Origin of the sequence: Pseudomonas sp. MF6751 (genome assembly GCF_016613265.1) — a bacterium.
Lineage (GTDB): Bacteria > Pseudomonadota > Gammaproteobacteria > Pseudomonadales > Pseudomonadaceae > Aquipseudomonas > Aquipseudomonas fluorescens_BV.
Genome location: NZ_JAENSV010000009.1, coordinates 24,028 through 41,240 on the forward strand (window position 1 = coordinate 24,028; position 17,213 = coordinate 41,240).

Here is a 17,213-nt window from a genome sequence, read left to right on the forward strand (position 1 = left end):
CATTAGGTCTGTGCCAGGCCGCAGCTCCCGTCAGAACAGGTCGATCGGCGCACCTTCATCCGCCGGCAGCGGGCTGCCCGGCACTACGCCGTTGCCCAGTTCGTTGACCGATGGCGGTGTATCTTCGCTCTTGAACAGCTCGAAGTACGCATTCGGCGTGCTCGGTGAAGCCGCACGGCCACTGATCGGGTCGATGCGCAGGCTGAGGATGCCTTCTGGCTCTGGCTGGGTGTGCAGCGGCTTGTCCTTGAGCGCTGCGCCCATGTAGCTCATCCAGATCGGCAGGGCGACGGTGCCACCAAACTCGCGGCGGCCCAGGCTTTCAGGCTGGTCATAGCCGGTCCACACGGTGGTCACATAGTCGCCGTTGTAGCCGGAGAACCAGGCGTCCTTGGACTCGTTGGTGGTACCGGTCTTGCCAGCGATATCCGCACGGCCCAGGGCCAGTGCGCGGCGGCCGGTGCCCTTCTTGATCACGTCTTGCAGGATGCTGTTGAGGATGTAGGTAGTGCGGCCGTCCACGATGCGCTCGGCAACCGCTGGCGCTTGCGGTTCGGCCGGTGCGCCGGCGTTTGCGGCCGACGGTGTGCCTGGCGTCGCCTCGATGGTGATACCGCCGTTGCTCGGTACCGCAAGCCCGTCGGTCGCGGCCACACCATTGACCACGTCGCCGGGTACCCGTGGCGGGTTGGCGGTGAACAGGGTGTCGCCATTGCGGCTTTCGATCTTGTCGATCAGGTACGGCGCGATCTTGTAGCCGCCGTTGGCAAAGGTGCTCCAGCCGGTGGCGATTTCCATCGGCGTGAGGGTCGCGGTACCCAGGGCCAGGGACAGGTTTGGCGGCAGGTCCGACTTGGCGAAGCCAAAGCGCGTCATGTAGTCGATGGTCTTGCCTACGCCCATCGCCTGCAGCAGGCGGATCGACACCAGGTTGCGTGACTTGTACAGCGCCTCGCGGATACGGATTGGGCCGAGGAACGTGTTGGTGTCATTCTTCGGACGCCAGACCTTGTCCAGATATTCATCGACAAACACGATTGGCGCGTCGTTGACCAGGCTGGCGGCGGTGTAGCCGTTGTCCAGCGCGGCACTGTAGACAAACGGCTTGAAACTGGAGCCCGGCTGGCGCTTGGCCTGGGTGGCGCGGTTGTAGTTGCTCTGCTCGAAGGCAAAGCCGCCGACCAGTGCGCGGATCGCACCGTTCTGCGGGTCCAGGGACACCAGGGCGCCCTGGGCGAGCGGCACCTGGCTGAATTTGAGGCTGTCATCCTTTTGGCGTTGCACGCGGATCAAATCACCCACTTGGGCCACGTCGGATGGCTGCTTGGGCATCGGGCCCATGCTGTTGGTGTTCAGGAACGGGCGTGCCCACTTCATGCTGTCCCAGGCTACATGGGCTTCGCCAGAGCGGGTCAGCACTTGGATGCCGTCCTTGGATACCTGGGTAACGATGGCCGGGTCCAGGCCGCTGATCGAGCGCTGTTTGCCCAATTCGGTGGTCCAGGCACTCAGGGTCTTGCCCGGCAGGCGCGACTCGGGGCCACGGTAGCCGTGACGCTGGTCATAAGTGATCAGGCCTTCATGTACCGAGTGGTTGGCGATTTCCTGCAAGTTGCTCGGCACCGTCGTGGTGACGCGGAAACCTTCGGTGTAGGCCTCGCTGCCATAACGGCCAACCATCTCGGCGCGGGCCATTTCGGCGATATAGGGTGCATTCACTTCTGGGGTCGGCACGTGATAGCTGGCGTTCAGCGGCTCGGCTACGGCACTTTCATAAGCGGCCTGGTCGATCTTGCCCAGTTTGTACATGCGGCCCAGGATCCAGTCACGGCGTTCTTTACTGCGCGCCGGGTTGGCCAGCGGGTTGAAGCGCGACGGTGCCTTGGGCAGGCCGGCAATCATGGCCATTTGCGCCAGGCTGGCGTCACGAATCGACTTGCCGTAGTAGACCTGGGACGCGGCCTCGATGCCATAGGCGCGGTTGCCCAAGTAGATCTTGTTGACGTACAGCTCGAGGATTTCATCCTTGGTCAGCTGGCGTTCGATCTGCAGCGCCAGGAGGATTTCGGTGGCCTTGCGGGAAAAGCTGCGCTCGCTGGTGAGGAAGAAGTTCTTCGCCACCTGCATGGTGATGGTGCTGCCGCCCGATTGAATGTGTCCGCTTTTTACCAACTGCGTGGCTGCACGCACCAGGCTGCTGGGGTCTACGCCGTAGTGGTTGGCGAAATTATCGTCTTCGGCAGACAGCAAAGCGCTGATGAAATTGGGTGGAATGTCGGCGAAACGGATCGGTGTGCGGCGCATTTCGCCGAACTCCGCGATCAGTTTTTCATCGCTGCTGTAGACCCGCAAAGGAATCTGCAACTGGATACTTCTGAGGGCCTCTACGGAGGGCAAACCCGGACTAAGGTAGAGGTAGGCCCCGCTGAATACGAGCAGCAGCCCGCAGACGATGGCGACAATGGAGTACCCGAAAAACTTCAGCAGACGAATCAAGGCTTTTGGATTTCCAGAGAAAAGAAAGAGTTACGCGTCGGGGCATGCATGGCAAACGATGGATCGACCCGGGCAGCAGATAAAAAGCGGGAAAAAACGCTGGGCATTAAAGCATTTTTCGGCTTGGGGCGTCATTCGCGAGCCTTGAACAAGCCGACCGAATGCAAGGTGCCTGGCAGCAATCAGGCGAGATGACAGCCGGTATGACAGGGAAAGTTTTGGGGAGTTTTATGGGAAAGGGATTTTTCAGGCGAAAAGTCGACACGGTGTTGGGGGTCGATATCAATGACAGCGGCATCAAGCTGATCGAACTGGGCCGTTCATCAGGCGGTTTCAGCGTGCAGGGCTACGTTATGCAAATGCTGCCGCCCCAGGCGGTGGTGGACGGCACCTTGCTGGACCTTGAGGGTGTGGGCCGTATGCTGCAACAGGCACTGTCGCGCCTGGGTACCTCGGCCCGGTACGCCGCCGTGGCGGTTGCGGGCCCGTCGGTAATTACCCGGCTGATTGACATGGACGCTGGCCTCAGTGATGAGGAAATGGCCTGGAAGATCCAGATGGAAGCCGACCAGTTCATCCCCTATCCATTGGACGAGGTGGCCATCGACTTTCAGGTTCAAGGGCCATCGGCTCAAGGCCCGCAGTGGGTAGAGGTGATGCTGGCGGCGTGCCTGCGTGAGCAGGTCGAAGCGCGCGAGGCGGTTTTGACCCTGGCGGGGCTGGTGCCGCGGGTGGTCGATGTAGAAGGGTTTGCATTGGAGCGCGCTTGCCTTCAGGATTTTGCCAGCTTCACGCCGGGTCACAGAGTCGATGGTGCACAATGGGCCTTGGATGCCCAAGGGATGGGAGTGGCTTGCGGGCTGGCCCTTAGGAGTTTCGCTGGATGACACGAATCAATCTTTTGCCTTGGCGCCAGGCCCTCGCGGAGCGCAGGCGCAAATACCTGTTGGTGCTATTGCTGGCGTTTGCCTGCGTGGCGCTCGCGGCACTGTGGTTGGCTGATCAAGTGATCGACCAGGCGATAGACCGCCAGGTAAGCCGCAACAGCCGCCTGGAAGAGCACATCGCTACCCAGGACTCGCGGATCAGGACCATCGACGACTTGCAGGCGCGAAGCCAGCAACTGGCCGAACGCATGAAGGTGGTTCAGGACCTGCACGATGCCCGCTCCTCCGGGGCCCGATTGTTCGAGCAATTGGCTCGCTCGGTGCCTGAAGGTGTCCATCTGCATGAGGTGGTTGCGAACGGCGACACCATCAGCATTCGCGGCACGGCTGAAAGCAACCAGGATATCGCCCGTTTGATGCAGCAGCTCAAGCCAATCCACGGCTCCAGTTCGACCCGTCTGCAGCGCGTGCAAGCCGAAGGTGCACGCGGCGAAAGTGAATTCCAGCTGATGGTGCGCCAGGGAGAGTCCAGCGAGGCGCAACCATGAGCCTGCCCAGGCTCGATTTTTCCACGCTCTCTTACAACGCTGCCAAATGGTCCCTGCCGGGCAAGGTACTGCTTGGCTGTGCGCTGGCCGGCCTGGTGCTGGCGCTAGGCGAGGTTTCGCATGGGGGGGCGCAGCGGGAGCGATTGCACGGGCTTGAGGCGCGGGAGCAGGCGCTGCAGCAGCAACTCACAGAAAAGACCGGCCTGGCCGCGAGCCTTGAGCTGCGCACCCGGCAAGTCCGGAGCATGGAAGACAATCTTGCCAGCCTTCTAGGGCAATTGCCCGGCGAGTCCGAGGTGCCTGCCGTGCTGGCAGACATCGCCCGGCTGGCGGCTGTTCATGGGGTGTGGGTCGAAGGCATCACCGTGCTGGATGAAGCGCCTCGGCAGCTTTATATCGAACAACCCATGCAGATAAGCGCCTCCGGGGTTTATCACGACCTGGCGACGTTTGTCTGTGCCTTGGGTGGGTTGCCGCGGGTCGTTACCGTGCAGGATATTGCGCTCGGGCATCAGGGCGCCTTGTTACGTCTGAACATGCTCGCCAAGACCTATCGCAGCACCCTGCACACCGGCAAGGCCCGTCAGGTGCTCGACCCAGGGCCGCAATTTGTCTACGAACCCTCGTCCTTGCGCGACCCGTTCACGCCGCCCGCCTTGCAGGCACCGCACGTTCCGGGCCGCCCGGCCCTTGCCCCGGATTTCACCCGGCCACGGGGACTGTTGGAGGGTATGCGCCTCGATCAGTTCGAAATGGTCGGCACCTTGTCCCGTGGTGCGCAGGCCTTTGCCTTGTTGCGGGCTGGGGCCAGGGTGTATCGGCTGGCGGTGGGTGATTACCTGGGGCCGGACCATGGCCAGGTCACGGCCATTCAAGACGCTGCTGTCGAGCTGGTGGAGCTGTTTCCCGATGGACAGGGCGCCTGGCTGGAACGCCCGCGAACCCTTGTGCTGAACGTCAACTCATAACGGAATCAAACAATGAAAAGGACCTTCTCGTCCTTCGGTGTGGCGCTATGGATAGCGTTCACGGCACCGATGGCTGCTGCTGTGCCCAATCGCCTGGACCTTATCCAGCTGCCGCCGCCCGACAGTGCCCAGCCGGTCAGCTATACAGGCGCCAAGCTGACCCTGAATTTCCAGGACATCGACCTGCGCGCGGTCTTGCAGCAAATTGCCGATGTCGCCGGGCTCAACCTGGTGACCAGCGATGAGGTGCAGGGCTCGATCACCCTGCGGCTCAAGGATGTGCCCTGGGACCAGGCTCTGGACCTGGTACTGCAAACCAAGGGCTTGGACAAGCGAGTCAAGGCGGGCGTGCTGCTGGTGGCGCCCGCCGATGAATTGGCTGCTCGCGAGCTGTTGATGCTGGAGTCGCGCAAGCAGATGGCCGAGCTGGCGCCCTTGCGTCGGGAGCTGCTGCAGGTCAATTACGCCAAGGCCGCCGACCTGGCCAAGCTGTTTCAGTCGGTGACCGGCTTTGAGGGCGCCACCGATGAGCGCGGTTCGGTGGCAGTGGATGACCGCACCAACAACATCATCGCCTACCAGACTGGCGAGCGGCTCGAAGAGCTGCGGCGCATCGTGGCGCAGCTGGATATCCCGGTACGCCAGGTCATGATCGAGGCACGGATTGTGGAGGCCAATGTCGACTACGACAAAAGCCTGGGTGTGCGCTGGGGGGGGCGGCTCACCCGCGGCAACAGCGGCGTTGGCGGTATTGGCAAGCCGCTGGCGGAGGGTGCCGAGCCGCCGCAAAACCCACCCAGTTCACCTTTTGTCGACTTGGGGTCGCTGGCCGGAACCTCGGGCCTGGGGATCGCCTATATCACCGACAACCTGTTGCTGGACCTTGAGCTTACCGCCATGGAAAAAACCGGCAACGGTGAGATCGTCTCGCAGCCCAAGGTCGTCACCTCCGACAAAGAGACTGCACGCATCCTCAAAGGCACCGAGATTCCTTATCAGGAATCCACCTCCCAGGGTGCCACCTCGGTGTCGTTCAAAGAGGCCTCGCTGTCGCTTGAAGTCACGCCGCAAATCACCCCCGACGACCATGTGATCATGGCGGTCAAGGTCACCAAGGATGAGCCCGACTACCTGAACCGACTCAATGACGTGCCGCCGATCAAGAAAAACGAGGTCAATGCCAAGGTTCTGGTCAGGGATGGCGAGACCATCGTCATTGGCGGGGTTTTCTCCAACACCCAAAGCAAAGTGGTAGATAAAGTGCCATTTTTGGGCGATGTGCCGTATCTTGGCCGCCTTTTCCGGCGCGATGTGCTGGCGGAGAAAAAATCCGAGCTGCTGGTATTCCTGACTCCGCGTATCATGAATAACCAGGCGATTGCTGTGAGTCGTTGATTCTGTGCGAAATTTGATTCTTGTAGGGCCGATGGGCGCTGGAAAAAGCACCATCGGCCGTTTGCTGGCCAAAGAGCTGCGCCTGCCATTCAAAGATTCCGACAAGGAAATTGAATTGCGCACGGGCGCCAATATCCCATGGATCTTCGATAAAGAAGGCGAGCTGGGCTTTCGTGACCGCGAGCAGGCGATGATTGCCGAGCTGTGCGGCTGCGATGGCGTGGTATTGGCGACCGGTGGTGGCGCCGTCATGCGCGATGAAAACCGTCGGGCGCTGCATGCCGGTGGTCGGGTGGTGTATTTGCACGCGTCGGTCGAACAGCAGGTGGGCCGTACCGCCCGTGATCGCAATCGCCCGTTGCTGCGCACCGCCGACCCGGCGAAAACCCTGCGGGACCTGCTGGCGCTGCGCGATCCGCTGTATCGGGAAATCGCCGATCTGGTGGTGGAAACCGATGAGCGGCCACCTCGGATGGTCGTACTTGACATCCTTGAGCGCCTGCAACGGTTGCCACCCCGTTAAAGCCTGGCCCGAAATGCGCTATTCTCGGCGGCGCGCCATGACCTTATAAGGTATGGCGTAGAGCCACCAGGCGGTGTCGAGATGTCGACAGTGCCGGTCGTTAATACATCTTCAACGCGGGGACACATGCAGACACTTAAGGTCGATCTAGGCGAGCGCAGCTACCCGATCCACATTGGCGCAGGTCTGTTGGACCAGCCCGAACTGCTTGCGCCGCATATTGCCGGCCGACAGGTGGCGATCATCTCCAACGAAACGGTCGCGCCGCTGTATCTTGAGCGTCTGAGCCGCAGCCTGGCGGCGTACTCGGTGATCTCCGTGGTGTTGCCTGACGGCGAAGCCCACAAGAACTGGGAAACCCTGCAACTGATCTTTGACGGCCTGCTGACCGCACGCCATGACCGTCGAACCACTGTGGTCGCCCTGGGCGGCGGTGTGATTGGCGACATGGCCGGGTTTGCCGCGGCCTGCTACCAGCGCGGCGTGGATTTCATCCAGGTGCCGACAACCTTGCTGTCCCAGGTCGATTCGTCGGTGGGCGGCAAGACCGGTATCAACCACCCGTTGGGCAAGAACATGGTCGGTGCGTTCTACCAGCCTCAGGCTGTGCTGATCGACACCGCTACCCTCAACACCTTGCCGCCGCGCGAGCTGTCGGCGGGCCTGGCGGAAGTCATCAAGTACGGCCTGATTTGCGATGAGCCGTTCCTGACCTGGCTGGAAGAACACATGGACGCCTTGCGCGCCCTCGATCAGGTAGCCCTGACCGAAGCGATCTCCCGCTCTTGCGCGGCCAAGGCGCTGGTGGTCAATGCCGACGAGCGCGAGTCCGGCGTGCGGGCCACGCTGAACCTGGGCCACACCTTCGGCCATGCGATCGAAACGCACATGGGCTATGGTGTGTGGTTGCACGGAGAGGCCGTGGCGGCTGGTACGGTGATGGCATTGGATATGTCGCAGCGCCTGGGCTGGATCAGCGCCCAAGAGCGCGATCGCGGTATCCGCCTGTTCCAGCGTGCCGGTTTGCCGGTCGTTCCGCCCACGGAGATGACCGAGGCGGATTTCCTTGAACATATGGCGATAGACAAGAAAGTGATCGACGGTCGACTTCGACTGGTACTGCTGCGCCACATCGGCGAAGCCGTGGTGACCGACGATTATCCAAAAGAGATTCTACAGGCCACGCTGGGAGCGGATTACCGCGCCCTGGCCCAGCTCAAAGGTTAATAAGACCCGATGACTAGTTTGCATGCCGACGAGGCGTTCCTCGGCCATTATCACTTGAGCCACGACCCCTTCGCACCACGGGTGCCGGGTTTCAAGTTCTTCCCCGCCCAGCGCAAGCCGGTACTTGGGCAGTTGCATCACCTCGCGCGCTACAGCCAGTTGCTGCTGGTGGTGACCGGCCCTCTGGGCAGCGGCAAGACCTTGCTGCGCCAGGCGCTGGTGGCCAGCACCAACAAACAATCGGTGCAGAGCGTGGTGGTATCGGCCCGCGGTGCCGGTGATGCGGCCGGCGTACTGCGCGAGGTGGCGCAAGCGTTGAACGTCTCCAACGCCGAGCCGAACGCGATTCTCAAGCAGGTGGTGCAATTGGGCCTGACCGGCCAGGAAGTCTACCTGCTGGTAGACGACGCCGAGCAGCTCGACGAATCGGCCCTGGAAGCCTTGCTGGCGCTGGCAGCGGGTACGCCGGAAGGTCGCCCGCATGTGTTCCTGTTCGGTGAGTCGTCGTTGATCGCCGATCTGGAGCAGATCAGCGGTGAGCAGGAGCTGTTTCACGTCATCGAGTTGCAGCCGTACGAAGAGGAAGAAACCCGCGAATACCTGGCACAACGTCTTGAAGGCGCCGGGGCGGGTATCGAACTTTTCACCGCTGCGCAGATCTCTGATATTCACGAAAGCTCCGATGGCTGGCCTGGAAACATCAACCAGGTTGCCCGCGATGCCATGATCGAAGCCATGATTGCCAGCCGCTCTGCGGTCAAGCGTCCAAAGATGGGGTTCACTATGCCTAAGAAGCACGTATTGGCTATTTCCGCCGTTGTCGTGGTCGCTGTTGCCGCCGCCTGGTTGATCCCGGGCCGCAACAAAGCACCGACAACCACTGGCGCGCCAACCGAACAGGCGCAGTTGCCACTGGGCAAGCCCACGCCAAACGTCGAATTTGCCAACTCCGGCCAACCGACCAACCTGCCGATGGTCGGCCAACCTGTGATGCGCGGCCCTCTGGCTGAAGAAGCCGGTGGCATCTCCGAAGGCGACGACGGTGTGCCGGTGGAAGGCTCCAGCGCCACGCCGCCGACCGTGACCACCACCGCGCCACCTGCAGGCGTACCGGCCGGTGTGCCAGCGACGCCGGTTGCTCCGGTCGCCAAGCCGACGCCGGCGCCCACCGTTGCTACCGCCAAGCCTGCTCCGGTGACCAAGCCTGTCGCACCAGCGCCAGCCGCCAAACCAGCCCCGGCCGCCAAGCCTGCGGAAAAACCAGCCGCCACCGTTGCCAAGGCCGGCGCTGCTGGCAGCAGCTGGTACAGCAGCCAGCCTACCGGTAACTTTGTGGTGCAGATCCTGGGCACCAGCTCCGAAGCCAACGCCCAGGCGTTCGTCAAAGAGCAGGGCGGCCAGTACCGTTATTTCAAGAAAGTGCTCAACGGCAAGCCTCTCTACGTGATCACCTACGGCAGCTTCCCAAGCCGCGCCGCAGCCGATTCTGCCATCAAGGCCTTGCCAGCGAAGGTTCAGGCTGGTAAACCTTGGCCTCGCACTGTTGCCAGCGTTCAACAAGAACTGGCAGCAACTCGCTGAAGATCCGGCGGCCTTACCCAGGCCGCCCTCCCGGCACCTCAAAAAAAATCCGCAAGTGCGTGCAGTCTCCCGAGACCGCGCGCTTTGTGGTGTCTGCGTCACAGTGGCTTTTGAGTCGTAGCGGTCAGAATTAAAAAAGTTTTGACTAGCACAGCATATCGCTTTAAACCTTTCATAAATGCGACATAGATTTGCGACATTTCGTCGCTAAATTTGTGAGCGTCTGTGTCGGTGTGTACAATGACCTCCCTTTTGCCCCCGCTAAGCCGGCGTACGTTCGGCGTGGAAGGTAACCGGTTGAATTGAAAAGAAATTTGCCTCGGTAAAAGAGGCAGCCTGGTGAGAAAGTGTCTATGAAAGCAGGTCTGTACCAACCCGATGAATTCAAGGATAACTGCGGTTTCGGCCTGATAGCCCACATGCAGGGCGAACCCAGTCATACCCTTTTGCAAACGGCCATCGAGGCCCTGACCTGCATGACCCACCGCGGTGGGATCAACGCCGACGGCAAGACCGGTGACGGCTGTGGCTTGCTGATTCAAAAGCCCGACCAGTTCCTGCGCGCTGTCGCCAAAGAGCAATTCGCGGTCGAACTGCCCAAGCAGTACGCCGTGGGCATGGTGTTTTTCAACCAGGACCCGGTAAAAGCCGAAGCCGCCCGCGAGAACATGAACCGCGAGATCGCCGCCGCCGGCCTGCAAATTGTCGGATGGCGCAAAGTGCCCATCGACACCAGCGTACTCGGCCGCCTGGCCCTGGAGCGCCTGCCGCAGATCGAACAAGTGTTCATCGCCGGCGATGGCCTGAGCGACCAGGACATGGCGATCAAGCTGTTCACGTCCCGTCGTCGTTCGTCGGTGCTCAACGCCGCCGACACCGACCATTACATCTGCAGCTTTTCCCACAAGACCATCATTTATAAAGGCCTGATGATGCCGGCGGACCTCACCGCCTTCTATCCAGACCTGAGCGATGAGCGCCTGCAAACCGCAATCTGCGTGTTCCACCAGCGCTTTTCCACCAATACCCTGCCGAAATGGCCGCTGGCCCAGCCATTCCGCTTCCTCGCCCACAACGGCGAGATCAATACCATCACTGGCAACCGCAACTGGGCCCAGGCCCGTCGCACCAAGTTCGCCAACGATTTGATGGACCTCGAAGAGCTCGGCCCGCTGGTCAATCGCGTGGGTTCCGACTCCTCCAGCATGGACAACATGCTCGAACTGATGGTCACCGGCGGCATCGACCTGTTCCGTGGCGTGCGCATGATCATTCCGCCAGCGTGGCAGAACGTCGAGACGATGGACCCGGACCTGCGTGCGTTCTACGAGTACAACTCGATGCACATGGAACCGTGGGACGGCCCGGCCGGCGTGGTCATGACCGACGGCCGCTATGCGGTGTGCCTGCTCGACCGTAACGGTCTGCGCCCGGCGCGTTGGGTGACCACCACCAACGGTTTCATCACCCTCGCCTCGGAAATCGGCGTGTGGGACTACAAGCCTGAAGACGTAATCGCCAAAGGCCGTGTGGGCCCTGGCCAGATCCTGGCCGTGGACACCGAGACCGGGCAGATCCTCGACACCGACGCCATCGACAACCGCTTGAAGTCCCGTCACCCGTACAAGCAATGGCTGCGCAAGAACGCCCTGCGCATCCAGGCGACCATGGAAGACAACGACCACGGTTCGGCTTTCTATGACGTGGACCAGCTCAAGCAGTACATGAAGATGTACCAGGTCACGTTCGAAGAGCGCGACCAGGTGCTGCGTCCGCTCGGTGAGCAAGGCTACGAGGCCGTCGGCTCCATGGGCGATGACACGCCAATGGCCGTGCTGTCCCAGCGCGTACGCACGCCGTACGACTACTTCCGCCAGCAGTTCGCCCAGGTGACCAACCCGCCGATCGACCCGCTGCGTGAAGCCATCGTGATGTCCTTGGAAGTGTGCCTCGGCGCCGAGCGCAACATCTTCCAGGAATCGCCTGAGCATGCCTCCCGCGTGATCCTCAGCTCGCCGGTCATTTCCCCGGCCAAATGGCGCTCGCTGATGACCCTGGAGCGTCCGGGCTTCGATCGTCAGATCATCGACCTGAACTACGACGAGAGCCTGGGCCTTGAAGCCGCAGTGCGTAACGTTGCTGACCAGGCTGAAGAAGCCGTGCGTGCCGGTCGTACCCAGATCGTACTGACCGACCGTCACATTGCGCCTGGCAAGTTGCCGATCCACGCGTCCCTGGCGACCGGTGCGGTGCACCACCGCCTTACCGAAAAAGGCCTGCGCTGCGACTCCAACATCCTCGTGGAAACCGCCACCGCCCGCGACCCGCATCACTTTGCGGTGCTGATCGGTTTCGGCGCTTCGGCGGTTTACCCGTTCCTCGCGTACGAAGTGCTGGGTGACCTGATCCGTACCGGTGAAGTGCTGGGCGACCTCTATGAGGTGTTCAAGAACTACCGCAAGGGCATCACCAAGGGCTTGCTGAAGATTCTGTCGAAGATGGGTATCTCCACGGTCACCTCGTACCGTGGTGCTCAGTTGTTCGAAGCCATCGGTCTGTCCGAAGAAGTCTGCGAGCTGAGTTTCCGTGGCGTACCGAGCCGCATCAAGGGTGCGCGTTTCGTCGACATCGAAGCCGAGCAGAAAGCCCTGGCCGCCGAAGCCTGGAGTGCGCGCAAGCCGATCCAGCAAGGCGGTCTGCTCAAGTTCGTGCACGGTGGCGAATACCATGCCTACAACCCGGACGTGGTCAACACCCTGCAAGCCGCTGTGCAGCAGGGCGACTACGCCAAGTTCAAGGAATACTCGAGCCTGGTGGATAACCGCCCGGTGTCGATGATCCGCGACCTGTTCAAGGTGAAGACCCTGGACACGCCGATGGACATCGCCGAAGTCGAGCCGCTGGAGTCGATCCTCAAGCGCTTCGACTCCGCCGGTATTTCCCTGGGCGCCTTGTCGCCCGAGGCTCACGAAGCCCTGGCCGAAGCCATGAACCGCCTGGGTGCGCGTTCCAACTCCGGCGAAGGCGGTGAAGACCCGGCGCGCTACGGCACGCTCAAAAGCTCGAAGATCAAGCAGGTGGCCACCGGCCGTTTCGGGGTGACCCCGGAGTACCTAGTGAATGCCGAGGTGCTGCAAATCAAGGTGGCCCAAGGCGCCAAGCCGGGTGAGGGTGGTCAATTGCCAGGCGGTAAGGTCAACGGTCTGATCGCCAAGCTGCGTTACGCCGTACCGGGCGTGACCTTGATTTCGCCACCGCCGCACCACGACATCTACTCGATTGAAGACTTGTCGCAGTTGATCTTCGACCTCAAACAAGTCAACCCGCAGGCCCTGGTCTCGGTGAAACTGGTTGCGGAAGCCGGCGTCGGCACCATCGCGGCCGGTGTGGCCAAGGCCTATGCCGACCTGATCACCATCTCCGGTTACGACGGTGGCACCGGCGCTTCGCCGCTGACCTCGATCAAGTACGCCGGTGCGCCGTGGGAGCTCGGCCTGGCCGAAACCCACCAGACCCTGCGTGGCAACGACCTGCGCGGCAAGGTGCGAGTACAGACCGACGGCGGCCTGAAAACCGGCCTCGATGTGATCAAGGCCGCGATCCTCGGCGCCGAAAGTTTCGGCTTCGGCACTGCGCCCATGATCGCCCTGGGCTGCAAATACCTGCGCATCTGCCACCTGAACAACTGCGCCACCGGCGTGGCGACTCAGAACGAGAAACTGCGCAAGGATCACTACATCGGCACCGTCGACATGGTGGTGAATTTCTTCACCTACGTCGCCGAAGAAACCCGTGAATGGCTGGCCAAATTGGGCGTGCGTTCGCTGGAAGAGCTGATCGGTCGCACCGACCTGTTGGACATCCTCGAAGGCCAGACCGCCAAGCAACAACATCTGGACCTCACCCCACTGTTGGGCAGCGATCACATCCCGGCAGACAAGCCACAATTCTGCCAGGTGGACCGCAACCCACCGTTCGACAAAGGCCTGCTGGCCGAGAAGATGGTCGAAATGGCCGTCTCCTCGATCAACGACGCCAGCGGTGGCGAATTCGCCCTGGATATCTGCAACTGCGACCGTTCCATCGGCGCACGCATCTCCGGCGAAATCGCACGCAAGCACGGCAACCAGGGCATGGCGAAAGCGCCGATCACCTTCCGCTTCAAGGGCACTGCGGGCCAGAGCTTCGGCGTGTGGAACGCCGGCGGCCTGCACATGTACCTGGAAGGCGACGCCAACGACTACGTGGGCAAGGGCATGACTGGCGGCAAACTGGTCATCGTTCCACCGGCTGGCAGCGTGTACAAGACCCAGGACAGTGCCATCATCGGCAACACCTGCCTGTACGGCGCCACCGGTGGCAAGCTGTTTGCCGCAGGTACTGCCGGTGAGCGTTTCGCCGTGCGTAACTCCGGTGCCCACACCGTGGTGGAAGGTACTGGCGATCACTGCTGCGAGTACATGACCGGAGGCTTTGTCGCGGTACTGGGCAAGACCGGTTACAACTTCGGTTCGGGCATGACCGGCGGTTTCGCCTACGTGCTCGACCAGGACAACACCTTCGTCGACAAGGTCAACCACGAGTTGGTCGAGATCCAGCGGATCAGCGGCGAAGCCATGGAATCCTACCGGAACCACTTGCAGCACGTGCTGGACGAGTACGTCGAGGAAACCGGCAGCGAATGGGGTCGTAACCTCGCCGAAAACCTCGATGATTACCTGCGTCGTTTCTGGCTGGTCAAGCCCAAGGCTGCCAACCTGAAATCGTTGCTTTCCAGCATCCGTGCCAACCCGCAGTGATATGCGCCTGAACAGTTTGATGAGGTTTTAACATGGCTGAACGTCTGAATAACGACTTCCAGTTCATCGATGTCGGGCGCAAAGATCCGAAGAAGAAACTGTTGCGTCAACGCAAGAAAGAGTTCGTGGAAATCTACGAACCCTTCAAACCCCAGCACTCGGCCGACCAGGCCCACCGCTGCCTGGGGTGCGGTAACCCGTATTGCGAATGGAAGTGCCCGGTGCACAACTTCATTCCCAACTGGCTCAAACTGGTGGCCGAGGGCAACATCCTCGCCGCTGCCGAGCTGTCGCACCAGACCAACACCCTGCCGGAAGTCTGCGGCCGGGTGTGCCCGCAAGACCGTCTGTGTGAAGGTGCCTGCACCCTCAACGACGGCTTCGGCGCGGTGACCATCGGTTCGGTGGAGAAGTACATCACCGACACCGCGTTCGCCATGGGCTGGCGCCCGGACATGTCCAAGGTCAAACCGACCGGCAAGCGCGTCGCGATCATCGGCGCGGGCCCGGCGGGCCTGGGGTGTGCCGACGTGTTGGTGCGCGGCGGCGTGACCCCGGTGGTGTTCGACAAGAACCCGGAAATCGGTGGCCTGCTGACCTTCGGTATCCCCGAGTTCAAGCTGGAAAAAACCGTACTGAGCCACCGTCGTGAAGTGTTCACCGGCATGGGTATCGAGTTCCGCCTCAATACCGAAATCGGCAAAGACATCACCATGGAGCAACTGCTCGCCGAATACGATGCGGTGTTCATGGGCATGGGCACCTACACCTACATGAAGGGCGGCTTTGCCGGTGAGGACTTGCCCGGCGTGTATGACGCGCTCGACTTCCTGATCGCCAACGTCAACCGCAACCTGGGCTTTGAAAAGTCGCCGGAAGATTTCGTCGACATGAAGGGCAAGAAGGTCGTGGTGCTGGGCGGTGGTGACACCGCGATGGACTGCAACCGTACCTCGATCCGCCAGGGCGCCAAGTCGGTGACCTGCGCTTATCGCCGTGACGAAGCCAACATGCCCGGCTCGCGCAAAGAGGTGAAGAACGCCAAGGAAGAAGGCGTGAAATTCCTCTACAACCGCCAGCCGATCGCCATCGTCGGTGAAGACCGTGTGGAAGGTGTGAAGGTGGTCGAGACCCGTCTCGGTGAACCGGACGCCCGTGGCCGTCGCAGCCCCGAGCCGATCCCGGGTTCCGAAGAAATCATCCCGGCCGACGCCGTGGTCATCGCCTTCGGTTTCCGTCCAAGCCCGGCGTCGTGGTTCGAGCAGTTCGAAATCCAGACCGACAGTCAGGGCCGTGTCGTGGCCCCGGAACAAGGCCAGTACAAGCATCAGACCAGCAACCCGAAGATCTTCGCCGGTGGCGACATGGTGCGCGGGTCGGACCTGGTGGTCACCGCGATCTTCGAAGGCCGTAACGCCGCCGAAGGCATCCTGGACTACCTGCAAGTCTGATTTGAAACAGGGTCAACTGTGGGAGCTGGCTTGCCTGCGATGGCGGCGGTGAATTCACTATTGCTATCGCAGGCAAGCCAGCTCCCACATAAACCTCGTTTCACATTGAGATGTGTAATGCCAGCCGCCGCGACAAATTGACCCGATAGACAAAAGGCACGGTGCATTCCGTGCCTTTTGCGTCGCGCTCTGAGAAAATGCCCGCACTTTTTTTGCGGATGCCGACATGACTGCCCTCAAGAACGACCGTTTCCTTCGTGCCCTGCTCAAGCAACCCGTAGACGTCACCCCGGTGTGGATGATGCGTCAAGCCGGTCGCTATCTGCCGGAATACCGCGCCAGTCGCGCCAACGCCGGTGATTTCATGAGCCTGTGCATGAACCCGGAGTTCGCCTGCGAAGTCACGATGCAGCCGCTGGACCGCTACCCACAACTGGATGCGGCCATCCTCTTCTCCGATATCCTCACCATCCCGGACGCTATGGGCCAAGGCCTGTACTTCGAAACCGGCGAAGGCCCGCGATTCAAGAAAGTCGTCAGCACCCTGGCCGATATCGAAGCCCTGCCGATCCCTGACCCACACAAAGACCTGGGCTACGTGATGGATGCTGTGAGCACCATCCGCCGCGAGCTCAACGGCCGCGTGCCGCTGATCGGTTTCTCCGGCAGCCCATGGACCCTGGCCACCTACATGGTTGAAGGCGGCTCGTCGAAAGACTTCCGCAAGACCAAAGCCATGCTCTACGACAACCCGCAAGCCATGCACCTGTTGCTGGACAAGCTGGCGCAGTCGGTCACGTCCTACCTCAACGGCCAGATCATGGCGGGTGCCCAAGCGGTACAGATTTTCGACACCTGGGGTGGCAACCTGTCGGCGGCGGCGTACCAGGAGTTCTCCCTGGCCTACATGCGCAAGATCGTCAGCGGCCTGATCCGTGAACACGAAGGCCGCAAGGTTCCGGTGATCATGTTCACCAAAGGCGGCGGCCTGTGGCTGGAAAGCATCGCTGACGCGGGCGCCGATGCATTGGGCCTGGACTGGACCTGCGACCTCGGCGAAGCGCGCCGTCGCGTCGGCAACCAGGTTGCCCTGCAAGGCAACATGGACCCGACCGTGCTCTACGCCAAGCCAGAAGCGATCCGCGCCGAAGTTGGACGCATCCTGGCCAGCTATGGCAAGGGCAGTGGCCACGTGTTCAACCTTGGCCACGGCATCACCCCGGAAGTGAACCCGGAGCACGCGGGTGCGTTCTTGCGCGCAGTGCACGAACTATCGGCGCAATACCACGAGTAAAACGCAAAACAAAATGTGGGAGCTGGCTTGTCGGGTCGCCGCAT

Annotated in this window: 10 protein-coding genes and 1 pseudogene; 10 read left to right on the top strand and 1 reads right to left on the bottom strand. The window is 61.4% G+C overall.

Annotated features, from left to right (window positions below; translation table 11 throughout):
* Window positions 1-30: 30 nt before the first annotated feature.
* Entirely contained in the window at window positions 31-2,493 is a 2,463-nt protein-coding gene (locus JJD66_RS10395; RefSeq protein ID WP_414478970.1) for a penicillin-binding protein 1A, read from the bottom strand.
* 233 nt (window positions 2,494-2,726) lie between these two features.
* Here JJD66_RS10395 and pilM point away from each other — a divergent pair, with 233 nt between their 5' ends.
* From pilM to hemE, 10 genes and pseudogenes are all read left to right on the top strand, one after another.
* On the top strand, window positions 2,727-3,383 hold the full coding sequence (gene pilM / locus JJD66_RS10400) for a type IV pilus biogenesis protein PilM (RefSeq protein ID WP_200648094.1): 657 nt from the start codon (window positions 2,727-2,729) through the stop codon (window positions 3,381-3,383).
* Entirely contained in the window at window positions 3,380-3,931 is a 552-nt protein-coding gene (locus JJD66_RS10405) for a PilN domain-containing protein (protein WP_106117975.1), read from the top strand. The genes pilM and JJD66_RS10405 overlap by 4 nt, the downstream gene beginning before the upstream one ends.
* Entirely contained in the window at window positions 3,928-4,899 is a 972-nt protein-coding gene (locus JJD66_RS10410) for a pilus assembly protein PilP (RefSeq protein ID WP_200648095.1), read from the top strand. The genes JJD66_RS10405 and JJD66_RS10410 overlap by 4 nt, the downstream gene beginning before the upstream one ends.
* A 138-nt stretch (window positions 4,900-5,037) precedes the next feature.
* A pseudogene (locus JJD66_RS10415) lies at window positions 5,038-6,294 on the top strand (type IV pilus secretin PilQ); the annotation flags it as partial.
* A gap of 4 nt (window positions 6,295-6,298) precedes the next feature.
* Window positions 6,299-6,817: a shikimate kinase AroK gene (aroK, locus tag JJD66_RS10420; RefSeq protein WP_003187914.1), complete on the top strand. Its 519-nt coding sequence runs from the start codon at window positions 6,299-6,301 to the stop codon at window positions 6,815-6,817.
* A gap of 126 nt (window positions 6,818-6,943) precedes the next feature.
* The gene (gene aroB / locus JJD66_RS10425) at window positions 6,944-8,044 is read left to right on the top strand and encodes a 3-dehydroquinate synthase (protein WP_034125577.1); all 1,101 of its coding nucleotides are present in this window, start codon (window positions 6,944-6,946) and stop codon (window positions 8,042-8,044) included.
* 9 nt (window positions 8,045-8,053) lie between these two features.
* On the top strand, window positions 8,054-9,625 hold the full coding sequence (locus JJD66_RS10430; protein WP_105225483.1) for an SPOR domain-containing protein: 1,572 nt from the start codon (window positions 8,054-8,056) through the stop codon (window positions 9,623-9,625).
* A gap of 353 nt (window positions 9,626-9,978) precedes the next feature.
* Window positions 9,979-14,424: a glutamate synthase large subunit gene (gene gltB, locus JJD66_RS10435; RefSeq protein WP_200648096.1), complete on the top strand. Its 4,446-nt coding sequence runs from the start codon at window positions 9,979-9,981 to the stop codon at window positions 14,422-14,424.
* Between the two features lie 32 nt (window positions 14,425-14,456).
* Window positions 14,457-15,875, top strand: a complete 1,419-nt coding sequence (locus tag JJD66_RS10440; protein WP_046070563.1) for an FAD-dependent oxidoreductase — start codon at window positions 14,457-14,459, stop codon at window positions 15,873-15,875.
* Window positions 15,876-16,101: 226 nt separating this feature from the next.
* Window positions 16,102-17,169 (top strand): uroporphyrinogen decarboxylase, encoded by a 1,068-nt coding sequence (gene hemE / locus JJD66_RS10445; RefSeq protein ID WP_003187922.1) that lies wholly within the window; start codon window positions 16,102-16,104, stop codon window positions 17,167-17,169.
* The last annotated feature ends 44 nt before the right edge of the window (window positions 17,170-17,213 follow it).